Genomic DNA, 12,583 nt, shown 5'->3' with positions numbered 1-12,583 from the left:
AGACCATAGGCTTTCGCTATCCTCATCAGGTCTCCGGCGGGCAGTTGCAACGGGCAATGACAGCGATGGCAATGGCTTGTCGTCCGGACCTCATAATATTCGACGAGCCAACAACGGCGCTCGACGTAACCACGCAGGTTGAAGTTCTAGCTTCCATTCGCAACATCGTGGAGGAATTCAGCACCGCTGCAATCTACGTGACGCATGACCTGGCGGTGGTGGCGCAAATGGCGGATCGCATCATAGTTCTGCGCCACGGACGAACCGTGGAGGAGGCTGACACGCGCCAGATGCTGGCCTCGCCCAGCCAGGAATATACAAAAACGCTCTGGGCCGTACGCAAGCTCGCCAAGCCCGAAGTTCCAGCCGATGACTATCTGCTGACGATAGACAACGTTACCGCGGCCTATGCAGGAAAGGTCAAGGTGCTCCAGGATGTCTCCATCAAGGTTCCGCGCGGAAGAACCGTGGCTGTGGTTGGCGAATCCGGTTCGGGGAAATCGACGCTCGCTCGAGTCGTCACCGGCCTTTTGCCGCCAATTTCAGGTTCGATTTCTTTTGCCGGCCAGCTTCTTTCCTCGAGCCTGAAGACGCGGCCGAAGGAGGTCCTGCGCCGCATACAGATGATTTATCAAATGCCCGACAACGCCCTGAATCCGCGCCAAACGGTCGAAGAGAGTCATAGCTCGGCCGCTCGAATTCTACCTCGGCCTTAAGGGCGCGCGGAGGGATCGCCGGATCGGCGAACTTATGCACATGGTCGAGATGAGCGAAGATTTTCTGGAACGCCTGCCTGGTGAGCTGTCGGGTGGCCAAAAACAGCGCGTCTGCATTGCTCGGGCGTTGGCTGCCGATCCGGAGCTTGTCATCTGCGACGAGATCACGTCCGCGCTCGACCAGATCGTCCAAGAGGAAATTCTCAAGCTCCTCATACGTCTCCAACGTGAACTCGGAATGAGCTACATCTTCATTACCCATGACATTGCTACCGTGCGCGCGATAGCCGACGAAATCGTCGTCATGCATCAGGGCAAAGTCGTTGAACAGGGATTGAAGAGCGAGGTTCTCACGCCACCGCACGCGGCCTACACCGAACGGCTTTTGTCCTCTGTTCCGGAAATGAATCCGGACTGGCTGACAAGGCTGCTGGCCGGTCGGAAAATCTGACTTCGCGAGGTGGACAGGAAGAGAGGGTCGTCTACCCAGGCACCTGCCGTCCGTCCACCCTGCTTGAAGGGGCATGATAGCGCTCCACTTCAGTCGGCTGCGACGCGTATCGAGACCTACGACGCAGTCCTGTGATGTCTGCTTTTTCCAGCCTTCAGCCGCAGGCACTCAGCCTCCGGCAACGGACCCACGCTTGTCCATGGTGATCATCGACGCCGAACGGGTCGCGTCCGGCCGCGCGACGAGCCGACAATACCGCGTGGCTGAAAGGCGAAACGGTCCGTCCGCATCAAACCCACAGATTCCGGGCGGCGGTCGAGCCATCGCCGACACCAGCCGCAAATCGAAATTCCCGTAACCATCGCCTGTGGCCCGCAGGTTCCTTCCTCGGCGACTTTCGTACGCCTGCCGGCGCCCGAAACTCTTCACGACCGTGGACCGGCAGCTTTCGGGATCGGGCTAAAAGCCGACCTCCTTAGCGTCCGGCATCATGTGGACTGCTTTGCGCCGCAAGCGGTCGAAAAGGTCCATTCGCCCCGGCAAGATTGACGCATATATCTTGCCCTGCAACGTAGCTATCTTTCAGGAGAGGAGGATGAATCGTGATGCGTAGAGCGACACCGCCAGAGCTGCAGCCGGGCTTAAGGGCCACTCTCCAATCAGCTTCTCTGTTGCTTTGTTTTTTCGGCGCGTGGACATGCCCCCTTATTATAGGTCACCGATTGTCGGCAGCGATGAGCCGATCGCAAAGCCAACGTGAGTTCTAACCTGCCAGCGGTCGCAACCCGCGCTTATCACGGTCTATTCCTTGCTGGCCGGCAACATTCGGCAGGCTGGCGTCGCTGAGCGACGTCCGCTCCGCAGGAATCTCGCCGTGGCTATCCATGGCGTGCTGGGCGCAAGCGGTTGGTCGCAGAGCCGTAGTCGTGATTTGGTTCGGCCAGCGCTGGAATGACGCTGCTGTCACTTTTTCCGCTTCAGAGGAAATGTGGCGTCGCCATCCTTCTCGCCCGATAAAATGCGCGGATTGGCGCTTGAGACACCGTCGTTCTTTCCGCCTTTGTGGTGCTTTTCTGATTGGCCTCGCGCGTCTGCTTCAGGCTCTTTGCCAGAACGCTTGCCAACTTTATTGTCGTCGGAATTTTCCGCCATCAGGGCTCTCCTTTGCGAAGCAATGGCAACTCTTCGATCGGTCTGAGGTTCCGGGACCTGCCTGCTTTGCGACGACGGGAATGGCGCCCCGAAATCTATTCCGACATTTGTCACCGTCCGGAACAAACCGTCCGCCAGGAGGTTGGAGTTCATCGTCCTCTTCATCCAAGGAACCTCAGCATGAGAATCAAACTACGCGTGGCGTCGCTGTCGATCGCCACCGCAATGGCCTTTGTACTGCCTGCCTTGTCAGCAGAAACGGCCCAGGATTTCGTCACGAAGGCCGCGATCGGCGGGATGTTCGAAGTGCAGTCCAGCAAGGTCGCTCAAGACAAGCTCCAAGATCGGACCCTCAAGGATTTCGCTCAGAAGATGATCTCCGACCATGGTGCTGCGAACGGCAAGCTCGAGACTATTGCCGGCGAACAAAAATTGCAGGTGCCCTCCGACCTCGACGCTGCCCACAAGAGCGAAGTCGACAAGTTGCAGTCAGCTGCCACGCCAGTCGATGCACCGTATGCCGACATGCAGAAGGCGGCGCATGCCGACGCTGTAAGCCTGTTTGAAAGCTACGCCAAGGACGGCGACAATGCCGCTCTCAAGTCGTTTGCAAGCGAGACGTTGCCGACGCTCAAAATGCATCAGGAGATGATCGGCAAGGTCGCGGCTGACGCTCCTGCCGCCGATAGCACCGCACCAGCCGTGTCCAATTCGGACACCACAAATCCTGCAGCGCCGGTGCCTGGGGCCAACAGCTTCACCGAGGACCAGGCCAAGAGCGCCATCGAGAAGGCAGGTTACGCGGACGTCTCCGCCCTGACGAAGGATGACAAGGGCATCTGGCGTGGAACCGCGAGCAAGGACGGCAAATCCGTACCCATCGCTCTCGACTTTCAAGGCAACGTCGTTGCCGGCAACAATTGATCACAACCAAGGACAAATTAGATGAAAACCGTAACAGGCCTCTTCGACAACTACGATCAAGCAAGCGACGCTGTGGGCGAGCTTGAAGCCACAGGCGTTCCGCACGACGATATCAGCATCGTGGCCAATAACTCGGGCGGCTGGCACACAGGCGAAGCGTCTGAGGCTGGCGAGGATGCGGCAGCCGGGGCTGGTGTCGGTGCTGTTATCGGCGGGGCCGGCGGCCTGCTCACCGGCCTTGGCCTGATGGCGATACCTGGTGTCGGTCCCGTGGTTGCCGCAGGCTGGCTGGTAGCCACTGCGGTGGGCGCGGTTGGCGGTGCTGCGGTTGGTGGCGCCGCTGGTGGCATCATAGGCGCGATGACGGAGTCCGGTGTGCCTGAAAACGACGCACATGTTTATGCCGAAGGCGTTCGGCGTGGCGGAACGATGGTCACAGCCAGGGTCGAAGACGATCTTGTCCCGAACGCGGAACAGATCCTGAAGCAATACGATTCCGTCGACATCGCCGGCCGGCGAAACGAATACGAAGCAGGCGGCTGGACTGGCTTCGATCCAACGGCGGATGTCTACACAGCAGATGACCTGGAACGCGCCAGAGGTCGTCGCAACGTTTGAGTTGAAATGACAAGGGCGGCTACAGCCGCCTTGTCCTACTTCGCGCGACTGTTCCTTCGCACGCCGTCCCTTTATGTGCTGACGTCGGCCGGTGAAGCGCTGGTCGAACCGGCCGAAGCGATCGAGCGGTCCGTCGCGCAGATGGAGCGACGGGTGACGGGACTCGACGAGCAGCTGACCGGTTCGGTGCGGGTGGCGACGACCGACTCGCTTGGCAAGCGGTTCGTCATTCCGGCCATCGCCCGCATGCGCTCTGAACATCCCGGCATCGAGGTCGTCTGCCTGACCTCGCAAGATATCGCCAACTTAACCCGGCGCGAGGCCGACATCGCCATCCGCACCATCCGGCCGGACGCGCCCGATCTGATCGTGCGCCGCCTCGCAAGCCTCAAGACCGGGATCTATGCCTCCCGCGCTTATCTCGCCGCGCGTGGCACGCCCGCCCCCGGTAACGGGTTCTCGGATCACGATCTCGTCGCATACCAGCACTCGGTGGCGCCGACGATGCCTTTCGCCTTCTGCGGAGAGCCGACCGGCGGTGGCAAGGTGGTGTTCCGGACATCATCATCCATCACCCTCGTCGAGGCGGCAGCAGCCGGCATCGGCGTCGCCGAACTGCCTTGCTACCGCGCCGACACCGAGTCGGATCTGGTGCGGATCATGCCCGAGCGCTCGGCCGATTTCGATGTCTGGCTCGTCGCCCATGCCGATCTCTACAAGACCGCGCGGATCCAGGCGCTAATCCGCGCACTTGTCGGGGCGTTCGATTCCGGCCCGCCATGATAGCCTCCTTCGTGTCGACCTGGCCGACTTTGGGCACTGGGAGTTCGACGAAATCGTAGGCATGCTCGCGTGCTACATCTGCACCGAGAATTCCTTGATTAGGCCGTCCTTGGGCTCGAGGCCCAGCCCCGGCTCCTGCGACACAGTAAGGTACCCGTTCTTGGGTTGCGGGACGCTCTTGAAGATTGCGTTGTAGGCCATCCACTTGTGGAAGTGGTATTCGACCAATCCGCCGTTCGACAGGCCGGCATGCAGCGCGATGTTGTGGGGGCCATTGCCGTTGCCGTGCGAGAGCGGGATATGGAAGAGCTTGGCAAGGGCGGCCGTGCGGATTGCCGCCGAGTAGCCGCCGTCATTGTTTACATTGGGCTGTATATAGTCGACCGCGTCGGCCAGGATCAGGTCGCGTGCGGAGAACTTCTCATTTTCTGCCGCAGCGACCGGGACGATCGTTTTCGAACGCAGCTCGCGCAGCAGCCTCGGATCGTTGTAGTAAAGCGGCTCCTCGACGAAGCTGATGTCGAGCTCCTCGCATCGCTTGCACAGTTCCACCGCCTGGGCCAGGGTCATGCGCAGATTGCCGTCCATGGCGAGCTTGACGTCCGGGCCGACGGCCTCGCGCATCGCCTTCATGCGGATGTAGTCATCCTTCGGATCAGGGATGGGCTGACGGCCGACGGTGTTCTTGAGATGGTTATTGCCGAGGTTGACGAGGTGGGTCGCCTCCGCAGCCAGTTCCTCCGGCGAATAGACCGGCGCGTTATCGTACGCCGCGCCGTGCGTGACGTAGACCGGCACCTTGTCGCGCGCGCCGCCCAGCAGGTGATGCACTGGCTGGCCGAGCATCTTGCCCTTGATGTCCCAGAGCGCGATGTCGATCATCGCCAGCGCGGAGATCAGGGTCCTGCCCAGCGGCCGTTCGAAGCTGGCGCGGTCGAACAGCAGGGGAATGCGTTCGGTGCGCATCGGATTCTCACCGACGATTTTCGGCGCGATGTATTTGTTGATCAGCTCGATGGCGACATGGTGGGTGTAGCCGCTGGTGGCCCAACCGACGAGGCCGTCATTGGTCTCGACCTGGAGAAGCAGTGCGCCTTCCTTGTTCGGCATATCGCGATAGGGAGGCGGCGTGATCGGGATGTTGGCGAGCTTGTGCGCTTGGATACGAGCAATCTTGATCCTGGTCTCGACGACATTGTTGTCCTGTTGGACATAAACATCCTGAAGCACGACGTTCCTCCTTCCCGACGTTCCGTGTGCCGGGAAGGCCATCTCTAGCGGAAGCCGAACTTCAGAAAAAATTCAAAAATCCTATCGATTATTCTGAAAATCTGAAGTCGCCCGGATCGGGCCGGCCTTCAGGTCTGGCGCAGCGACACCCGGATCAATTGCGCGAGCCGTTCGGCGGCCGGCGACAGCTCTTTGCCGCGCTTGCGCACGATGCCGTAGCGGTGAACGAGTTCGGGCTCGACTATCTTGTAGGCGCGCGACTGGTTCGGCTCTGCGAAACGGACGATCGACTGGGTGAGGATTGCCGCGCCGATGCCGGCCTCGGCCATCGCGACGAGTGTCTCCGCCTGGATGCAGCGGTACCGAACATTCAGCGCGATGCTGCGGGAGGCAGCCTCGCGCTCGAGCATCGCCCCCATGAGGGTGGTGGTGTGATAATGGAGCAGGGGCAGGCTGGACAGTTCCGCCAGCGTGATGGTGCGGCGATTGTGCGGGCACATCTGCCTGGGGATCAGCGCGTGCAGCGGATCGTCAAGCAGCGGCTCGAAATCGAGGTCCGGATCGTCGGAGATCGGGCCTATGCCAAAATCGACAGCATCGGCCTCTATCACCCGGTAAAGGTCGGCGGACTTGAGTTCCGACAGAAGCATCTTGATTCCAGGATAGTCGCGTTCGAACTCGGCGAGGATACGCGGCAGATGGGTCGAGGCGATGGTGGGCGCGCAGGCCAGCGCGACCTGGCCGCGCCGGATGGCCAATGCCTCCTGGACGTTGCGCAAGCCGATGCCGACCTCTTGCAGGCCGCGCTGGGTGCTGGCGAACAATTTGCTCCCCTCAGGCGTGAGCTTGACGTCGCGCGTGGTGCGGTTGAACAGCTTGGCGCCGAGTTGGTCCTCGAGTTGCCTTATCTGCATGCTGATGGCGGACTGCGAACGATGTGCCCGGTCGGCGGCCTCCTTGAAGCTGCGGTTTTCGGCGACCAGCATAAAAGTTTGCAACAGCTTGAGGTTGACTCGCGCCAAAGCGGCCGCATTCGCGTCCTGCGGTGGTTTCGGTCCGCTCATTGGTGCCGCACCCCGAGGTCCCCCCTGGCCACGCCAGCACTGGAGTCATGGCTGCAGCTAGACGGATCAAGCATCGCCGGCCCTCTTTCCGGCTGACGAGACTGCCTCAAAGGCATCTAGAAGGACACGCACCAGCCGCCCCGAAGGCGCGCTACGCGGCCACAGCATGCCGATCTCGCGCACCAGCGGCAGGCCGGGCAGTGGCAGGCGCGCGACTGACAGCCCCTCCGGCCATGGCGGCGCCCAGTCGGGCAGAACGGAAACGCCGAGGCCGTTGCTCACCATCACCGTTATGGCTTCCAATGAATCCAACTCCAGCCACTCCCGGGGTCGAAGCTTCTGGCGGCGCAGCCACTCGTCGGCCAGCCGGCCGCCCCAATTGTTGCGGTCATACCGGATGAAGGGCCGCGTTGCGAGCAGCTGTTCTGGATCGCTCGCGGCGAGGGCGCTCGGCGCAAGAAGGATCATGGGCTCGGTCCGGAGCACGCTCCAATGCAGCGATTTCGGGATCGGGAAAGGCGGCCGCACCAATATGGCCGCGTCGATGCTTCCGTCGCCGAGCGCCTGATAGAGATCAGTGGAAGTGCCAGGGAGAACGAAGACCTCGACTGAAGGAACCGCGTCGACAAGGTGCCGCAGGGCGGGCGCAAGGATGCCGGTCAGCGCGGTCGATATGGCGCCGAGTCTCATCTCACCTGCTGGCGAATCGGTCTGTGCAAGGGTTTTTAGGTGGCGGATGTCGCCAAGGATTCTGCGGCTTTGTTCCAGAATTGCATGGCCGGCATCGGTCGGCTGCACCACGCGGCCCGCGCGTACCAGCAGCCGTCTGCCGAATTCGTCCTCCAGCGCCTGCATGCGTTGGGCCACGGCGGCCGGCGTGATTGCTAGACGGCGGGCTGCCTCGGCCAGCGAACCGAGTTCGGCCACGAGGAGGAAGGTTTCGAGGAAGCGTGATTCCATCGATAGAAAAACTATCATCAAATTATACGGCAAGCCATGTTTTCTTCTGTGCATCGTTGCTGATAATCCGCCTTGAACTGGAGGATTTTCCGTGGATCTCGAACTGAAGGGTAAGGTCGCGCTCGTCTTTGGAGCCGGCGGCGGGTTGGGCGGGGCGATCGCGCGGTCGCTCGCCGGCGAAGGCGTGCGCGTGGTCGTCGCCGACATCGACGAAGCGGCGGCGGAAAACACCACCTCGGGCATCAAGGGCGCCGGCAACGAGGCCCTGACAATGGGCTGGGATATCGGCGACCTGTCCTCCATCGACAGACGCTTGGCCTGGATCGACAAGGCCTTCGGCTCCGTCGACATTCTGGTGAACAATACGGGCGGCCCGCCGCCGACGCCGGCCGCCGGCCAATCTTCGGAGGACTGGTCGAAGTTCTTCGACAGCATGGTGCGTTCGGTGATCGCCGTCACCGATGCGGTGCTGCCCGGCATGCGCCGGCGCAAATGGGGCCGCATCATCACATCGACCTCGTCGGGCGTGGTGACGCCGATCCCAAACCTCGGCATGTCGAACGCGCTCAGAATGGCACTGGTCGGGTGGTCGAAGACGTTGGCGGCCGAAGTCGGCCGCGACGGCATCACCGTCAATATCGTTTTGCCCGGGCGCATCGCCACGGGACGCATTACCTTTCTCGACGAACAGAAAGCCAAACGCGAGGGGCGCTCGGTCGAGGACGTAGCCGCCCAAAGCACGGCGTCCATTCCGGTCGGGCGCTATGGCCGGCCGCACGAATATGGCGACGCGGTCACCTTCCTGGCGAGCCCTCGCGCATCCTATATCACCGGCTCCGTCGTTCGCATCGACGGCGGCTTGATCCCCAGCATCTAAGGAGAACCCGATGACCCTTGACCCGAAAGTCGTAAAAACCCTGCAGGGCGTCTCCACCGCGACCCTCACCACGGTCCTCCTGAAGAAGGGCCTGCGCAACGTTTGGATGCGTGGGACCAAGCCTATCCGTCCAGGCCAGCCGCGCGTGGTGGGGCCGGCCTTCACTCTACGCTTCGTGCCGGCACGTGAGGACCTCGCCACCCCGGCAAGCTGGGCCTCGCCTATTTCGACCCGTGCGGCGATTGAGGCGATGCCCGAAGGTTGCGTGGCGGTGGCTGACGCAATGGGCGTGCTCGACGCCGGTATTTTCGGTGATATCCTCTGCGCGCGCATGGCCAAACGCAATGTCGCCGCATTGGTCACCGACGGCGTGATGCGCGACGCCGCGGGCGTGCTCGGCACCGGCTTCAACGTGTGGTGCAACGGCATTTCCGCGCCGCCTTCAGTGGCCGGTCTCACCTTCGTCGGCTGGCAGGAGCCGATCGCCTGCGGCGGCGTGGCGATCTTTCCTGACGATATCGTGGTGGTGGACGATGACGGCGCGGTGCTGATCCCGGCGGCATTTCTCGACCAGGTGCTGGCTGAAGCGCCGGAGCAGGAAGCCATGGAAGCGTGGATCATGACCGAGGTCGATCGCGGCGTGCCGCTGCCCGGTCTCTATCCGATGAACGAGGAGACGAAGGCGCGCTATGCCGCTTTCGCGAAGAAGACATGACCTTCGGCGTCGATGCCAAGGGCGTCTACCCGATCGCGGCGACGCCGTTCAATGCGGACATGTCGGTCGACTACGGTTCGGTCGATCGGCTGACGGAATTCTACCAGAATTCCGGCGCCACCGGCATGACGATCCTCGGCATTCTGGGCGAAGCCCAAAAACTGGAGCCCGAGGAATCGCTGACAATCGCAAGAAGCGTGATCGCACGCTCGCGCGTCCCTGTCGTGGTTGGGGTGTCCAACCCGAGCTTTGTCGCCATGCGCAGGCTGGCGCGCGAGGTGATGGAGGCCGGCGCAGCCGGAGTGATGCTGGCTCCGGCTTCGCACCTGCGCAGCGACGAGCAGATCGCCGCCTATTTCCATCACTGCGTAGAAGCAATCGGTCCGGACGTGCCTTGGGCCCTGCAGGATTATCCGCTGACGCTGTCGGTAATCCTATCGGTGCCGATGATCTTGCGCATCATGAAGGAACATCCGTCCTGCGTCATGCTGAAGGCAGAGGACTGGCCGGGGCTTGAGAAGATCTCGGCGATCCGCAAGCTGCAAGCCGCGGGCGATCTGCGGAAATTCTCGATCCTGACCGCCAATGGCGGGCTGTTCCTCGACTTCGAGCCGGAACGCGGTTCGGATGGCGCGATGACGGGCTACGCCTTTCCGGACATGCTGGTCGAGCTCGACCGGCTGCACCGCGAAGGCGAGCGCGACGCAGCCCACGATCTTTTCGATGCCCACTTGCCGTTGATCCGTTTCGAGCAGCAACAGGGGGTTGGCCTGGCGGTGCGCAAATACGTGCTGATGCGGCGCGGCGCCATGACCTCGGACGTGCAGCGCAGCCCGCGCTCGTCGTTGACGCCGACAGGTCGATCCGAAGTCGACTACCTGCTGGAACGATTGGCTCGAAAGGACCCGCGAGCAAGGCTGTGACGATGCGTGCCGAGCGCCCGCCGGGGATACACGTGGGGCAATGGATTAAGTCGGGCCCAGATCATTGCGATCGCTCCTCGATCCGATCAACGATCATCTTCGCGATCGGCATAGCGGACGTCGCCGCAGGCGACGGCGCGTTGCAGACATGCAACTGGCGCGGGCTGTCGAGGAAGATGAAATCGTGCACCAGCGTGCCATCGGCCAGAACCGCCTGCGCACGGATGCCGGCGCCTGATTGGCCGAGGTCCGAGAGCTCGAGCGAGGGGCAGTACTTGCGGCACTGCTCCAGGTAGCCGCGGCGGAAAATCGAGTTGCGGAACTCGTCGATGCCTGACTTGAGATTCTTTCGGGCCATTTTCCAGAAGCCGCCGAAGGCGAGCATCTGGGTGACATCGCCCAGGTCGATGCTGCCCTTTGGGTAGCCTTCCCGATGGAAGCCCAGCACCGCGTTGGGCCCGACTGTCACCCGTCCGTCGATCATGCGCGTCAGGTGGATGCCGAGGAAAGGCAGATCCGGATCAGGGATCGGGTAGATCAAGTGCTTGACGATCGCCGATCTCGCGTCGAGCAATGTGTAATATTCGCCGCGGAACGGCACGATCTGGTGGGTGGGATTGAGCCCTGCGAGCCTGGCCAGGCGATCGGACTGCAGGCCGGCGCAGGCAACAAGCTGCTCGGCGCGGATCGTTTCGCCACGATCGGTGGTCACCACCACGCCGGTGTCGTCTTCCGAGATGCCTTTGACGCGGGTGCCGGTCATCAGCTTGGCACCTTTCGCCCTGAGACCCTCGGCCAGAGCGTCGCAGATCAGCTTATAGTTGATAATGCCGGTCGACGGCACGAGCAACGCGCCCAGGCCAACGATGTTTGGCTCGATCTCATGCAGACGCGCCGCGCTTACTTCCTCGAAGCCAATGCCATTCTCCAAAGCGCGAAGCTTCAGCGCTTCCATGCGCTCCATCTCGACTGGACTGGTGGCGACAAGCAGCTTCCCGCACACCTCGAACGGAATGTTGTTGTCGCGCGCGAAGGCTTTCGTGGCCTTCGCCCCCTCGCGGCAGAGCTTCGCCTTCAGGGAGCCGGGGGCGTAGTAGACACCGGCATGGATGACACCGCTGTTGTGGCCGGTCTGGTGTTCGCCGAAACCGGTCTCCTTTTCGATGACCAGGATGCGGGCCGCCGGATCGCGAGCCAGGATATCGGAGGCGGTGGCGAGCCCGACGATGCCGCCGCCAACGATGCAATATTGAAATGTCATATAGTGCAGCCCTGTTAGACCTCAGCCTCGTCCGCGGCTATCTTCTTGCGCCCGGTCAGCTTGAGGAAGAGTGGGATCAAGAGCACGAGAGCTGTGGCGATGAACAGCCCCAGCGCAATGGGCCGCTCGATGAAGACGAGCAAATCGCCCTGCGATTGGATCAGCGTGCGGCGGATATTTCGCTCCAGCAGCGGCCCCAGCACCAGGCCGAGGATTAGCGGCACGGCTGGATAGTCGAGCCTCGCAAGGATAATTCCGGCACCGCCTGCCAGGATGGTCAGCATTACGTTGAACGTCGAAGTATCGATGGCAAAGACACCGTAGACGACGATCGCAATGACGATTGGATAGAGATAGGCGGTCGGAACGAAAAGCGCTGCCGCCAGCAGCGGTGTCAGCAACAGCGTCAAGAACACAAGTGCCAGGTTGCCGATGGCGAAAGAACCAAACACCGACCAGACAAACTGCGGATTCTCGGTGAACAGCAGCGGGCCCGGCTGCAGGCCGATCATGATCAATCCGCCCATCATGACCGCCGTGGTCGCCGAGCCCGGGATGCCCAGCGTGAACAGCGGGATCATCGAGCCGTAGGACGCTGAATTGTTGGCGGCCTCAGGTGCTGCCACGCCCTCGACGATGCCGGTGCCATATTTTTCGGGCGTCGGCGAGAGGCGCTTGGCGAGTGCGTACGAGAGCATGGTCGCCGCCGAGGCGCCGACGCCGGGAAGGACGCCCACAAAGAAACCGAGCACCGATCCCTGCAGCAGCTGCCAGCGTGTCTGAACGGCGTCGCTCATCCTCGGCAGCAGCGAGGCGAAAGTGTATTTGGCCACCGGCTTGTCTATATTCGCCTCCAGCGAGGTGAAGATCGCGGTAAGCCCGAACAGGCCGACGGCGACGATGGAGAAG

General features: G+C 62.0%; 13 protein-coding genes and 1 pseudogene. 8 read left to right on the top strand and 6 right to left on the bottom strand.

Annotated features, from left to right (window positions below; all coding sequences use genetic code 11):
* Both EOA19_RS33985 and EOA19_RS36250 read left to right on the top strand, forming a co-directional pair.
* Positions 1-1,167, top strand: a pseudogene (locus EOA19_RS33985) (ABC transporter ATP-binding protein); the annotation flags it as partial.
* 199 nt (positions 1,168-1,366) lie between these two features.
* Positions 1,367-1,525: a hypothetical protein gene (locus EOA19_RS36250; RefSeq protein ID WP_245486452.1), complete on the top strand. Its 159-nt coding sequence runs from the start codon at positions 1,367-1,369 to the stop codon at positions 1,523-1,525.
* Positions 1,526-2,130: 605 nt separating this feature from the next.
* On the opposite strand, the gene EOA19_RS33975 is transcribed toward EOA19_RS36250, so the two are convergent.
* Positions 2,131-2,319: a hypothetical protein gene (locus tag EOA19_RS33975; protein ID WP_127297342.1), complete on the bottom strand. Its 189-nt coding sequence runs from the start codon at positions 2,317-2,319 to the stop codon at positions 2,131-2,133.
* A 180-nt stretch (positions 2,320-2,499) separates the two neighbouring features.
* On the opposite strand from EOA19_RS33975, the gene EOA19_RS33970 reads away from it, so the two are divergent.
* Genes EOA19_RS33970 through EOA19_RS33960 form a run of 3 tightly spaced genes read left to right on the top strand, consistent with a single transcriptional unit; the run spans position 2,500 to position 4,644 of the window.
* Positions 2,500-3,243, top strand: a complete 744-nt coding sequence (locus tag EOA19_RS33970; RefSeq protein ID WP_127297364.1) for a DUF4142 domain-containing protein — start codon at positions 2,500-2,502, stop codon at positions 3,241-3,243.
* A 21-nt stretch (positions 3,244-3,264) separates the two neighbouring features.
* A complete protein-coding gene (locus EOA19_RS33965; RefSeq protein ID WP_127297343.1) occupies positions 3,265-3,861 on the top strand; it encodes a hypothetical protein in 597 nt (198 codons plus the stop codon).
* Positions 3,862-3,867: 6 nt separating this feature from the next.
* A complete protein-coding gene (locus tag EOA19_RS33960; RefSeq protein WP_128306043.1) occupies positions 3,868-4,644 on the top strand; it encodes a LysR substrate-binding domain-containing protein in 777 nt (258 codons plus the stop codon).
* A 72-nt stretch (positions 4,645-4,716) separates the two neighbouring features.
* Here EOA19_RS33960 and EOA19_RS33955 read toward each other — a convergent pair whose 3' ends face one another.
* The 3 genes from EOA19_RS33955 to EOA19_RS33945 all read right to left on the bottom strand — a co-directional run bounded on the left by EOA19_RS33955 (position 4,717) and on the right by EOA19_RS33945 (position 7,898).
* Entirely contained in the window at positions 4,717-5,874 is a 1,158-nt protein-coding gene (locus tag EOA19_RS33955; RefSeq protein WP_127297345.1) for a mandelate racemase/muconate lactonizing enzyme family protein, read from the bottom strand.
* A gap of 128 nt (positions 5,875-6,002) precedes the next feature.
* Positions 6,003-6,938, bottom strand: a complete 936-nt coding sequence (locus EOA19_RS33950) for a LysR family transcriptional regulator (protein WP_127297346.1) — start codon at positions 6,936-6,938, stop codon at positions 6,003-6,005.
* A gap of 66 nt (positions 6,939-7,004) precedes the next feature.
* Positions 7,005-7,898 (bottom strand): LysR family transcriptional regulator, encoded by an 894-nt coding sequence (locus tag EOA19_RS33945; protein WP_127297347.1) that lies wholly within the window; start codon positions 7,896-7,898, stop codon positions 7,005-7,007.
* 91 nt (positions 7,899-7,989) lie between these two features.
* Between EOA19_RS33945 and EOA19_RS33940 the strand changes: the two genes are divergently transcribed.
* The 3 genes from EOA19_RS33940 to EOA19_RS33930 are packed head-to-tail and all read left to right on the top strand — an operon-like array spanning position 7,990 to position 10,413.
* Entirely contained in the window at positions 7,990-8,775 is a 786-nt protein-coding gene (locus tag EOA19_RS33940) for an SDR family oxidoreductase (protein ID WP_127297348.1), read from the top strand.
* 10 nt (positions 8,776-8,785) lie between these two features.
* Complete coding sequence (locus EOA19_RS33935; protein WP_127297349.1) at positions 8,786-9,490, top strand: ribonuclease activity regulator RraA; 705 nt, start codon at positions 8,786-8,788, stop codon at positions 9,488-9,490.
* Positions 9,487-10,413: a dihydrodipicolinate synthase family protein gene (locus EOA19_RS33930; protein WP_127297350.1), complete on the top strand. Its 927-nt coding sequence runs from the start codon at positions 9,487-9,489 to the stop codon at positions 10,411-10,413. The genes EOA19_RS33935 and EOA19_RS33930 overlap by 4 nt, the downstream gene beginning before the upstream one ends.
* A 61-nt stretch (positions 10,414-10,474) precedes the next feature.
* Here EOA19_RS33930 and lhgO read toward each other — a convergent pair whose 3' ends face one another.
* Both lhgO and EOA19_RS33920 read right to left on the bottom strand, forming a co-directional pair.
* On the bottom strand, positions 10,475-11,674 hold the full coding sequence (gene lhgO, locus EOA19_RS33925; RefSeq protein ID WP_127297351.1) for an L-2-hydroxyglutarate oxidase: 1,200 nt from the start codon (positions 11,672-11,674) through the stop codon (positions 10,475-10,477).
* A 14-nt stretch (positions 11,675-11,688) separates the two neighbouring features.
* Positions 11,689-12,583 (bottom strand): tripartite tricarboxylate transporter permease (locus EOA19_RS33920; protein WP_206638161.1); only part of this gene is annotated, 895 nt, incomplete at its 5' end.

Source organism: Mesorhizobium sp. M7A.F.Ca.US.010.02.1.1, assembly GCF_004023085.1.
GTDB lineage: Bacteria > Pseudomonadota > Alphaproteobacteria > Rhizobiales > Rhizobiaceae > Mesorhizobium.
The sequence above is the reverse complement of the archived record's forward strand: the minus strand, read 5'-3'. Positions and strand labels throughout refer to the sequence as shown.

What these genes read in the sequence shown, in the direction of transcription:
- EOA19_RS36250 (WP_245486452.1), top strand. Translation starts at nt 1,367, where the DNA reads ATGGTGATCATCGACGCCGAACGGGTCGCGTCCGGCCGCGCGACGAGC.
- EOA19_RS33975 (WP_127297342.1), bottom strand. Translation starts at nt 2,319, where the DNA reads ATGGCGGAAAATTCCGACGACAATAAAGTTGGCAAGCGTTCTGGCAAA.
- EOA19_RS33970 (WP_127297364.1), top strand. Translation starts at nt 2,500, where the DNA reads ATGAGAATCAAACTACGCGTGGCGTCGCTGTCGATCGCCACCGCAATG.
- EOA19_RS33965 (WP_127297343.1), top strand. Translation starts at nt 3,265, where the DNA reads ATGAAAACCGTAACAGGCCTCTTCGACAACTACGATCAAGCAAGCGAC.
- EOA19_RS33960 (WP_128306043.1), top strand. Translation starts at nt 3,868, where the DNA reads ATGACAAGGGCGGCTACAGCCGCCTTGTCCTACTTCGCGCGACTGTTC.
- EOA19_RS33950 (WP_127297346.1), bottom strand. Translation starts at nt 6,938, where the DNA reads ATGAGCGGACCGAAACCACCGCAGGACGCGAATGCGGCCGCTTTGGCG.
- EOA19_RS33945 (WP_127297347.1), bottom strand. Translation starts at nt 7,898, where the DNA reads ATGGAATCACGCTTCCTCGAAACCTTCCTCCTCGTGGCCGAACTCGGT.
- EOA19_RS33935 (WP_127297349.1), top strand. Translation starts at nt 8,786, where the DNA reads ATGACCCTTGACCCGAAAGTCGTAAAAACCCTGCAGGGCGTCTCCACC.
- EOA19_RS33930 (WP_127297350.1), top strand. Translation starts at nt 9,487, where the DNA reads ATGACCTTCGGCGTCGATGCCAAGGGCGTCTACCCGATCGCGGCGACG.
- lhgO (WP_127297351.1), bottom strand. Translation starts at nt 11,674, where the DNA reads ATGACATTTCAATATTGCATCGTTGGCGGCGGCATCGTCGGGCTCGCC.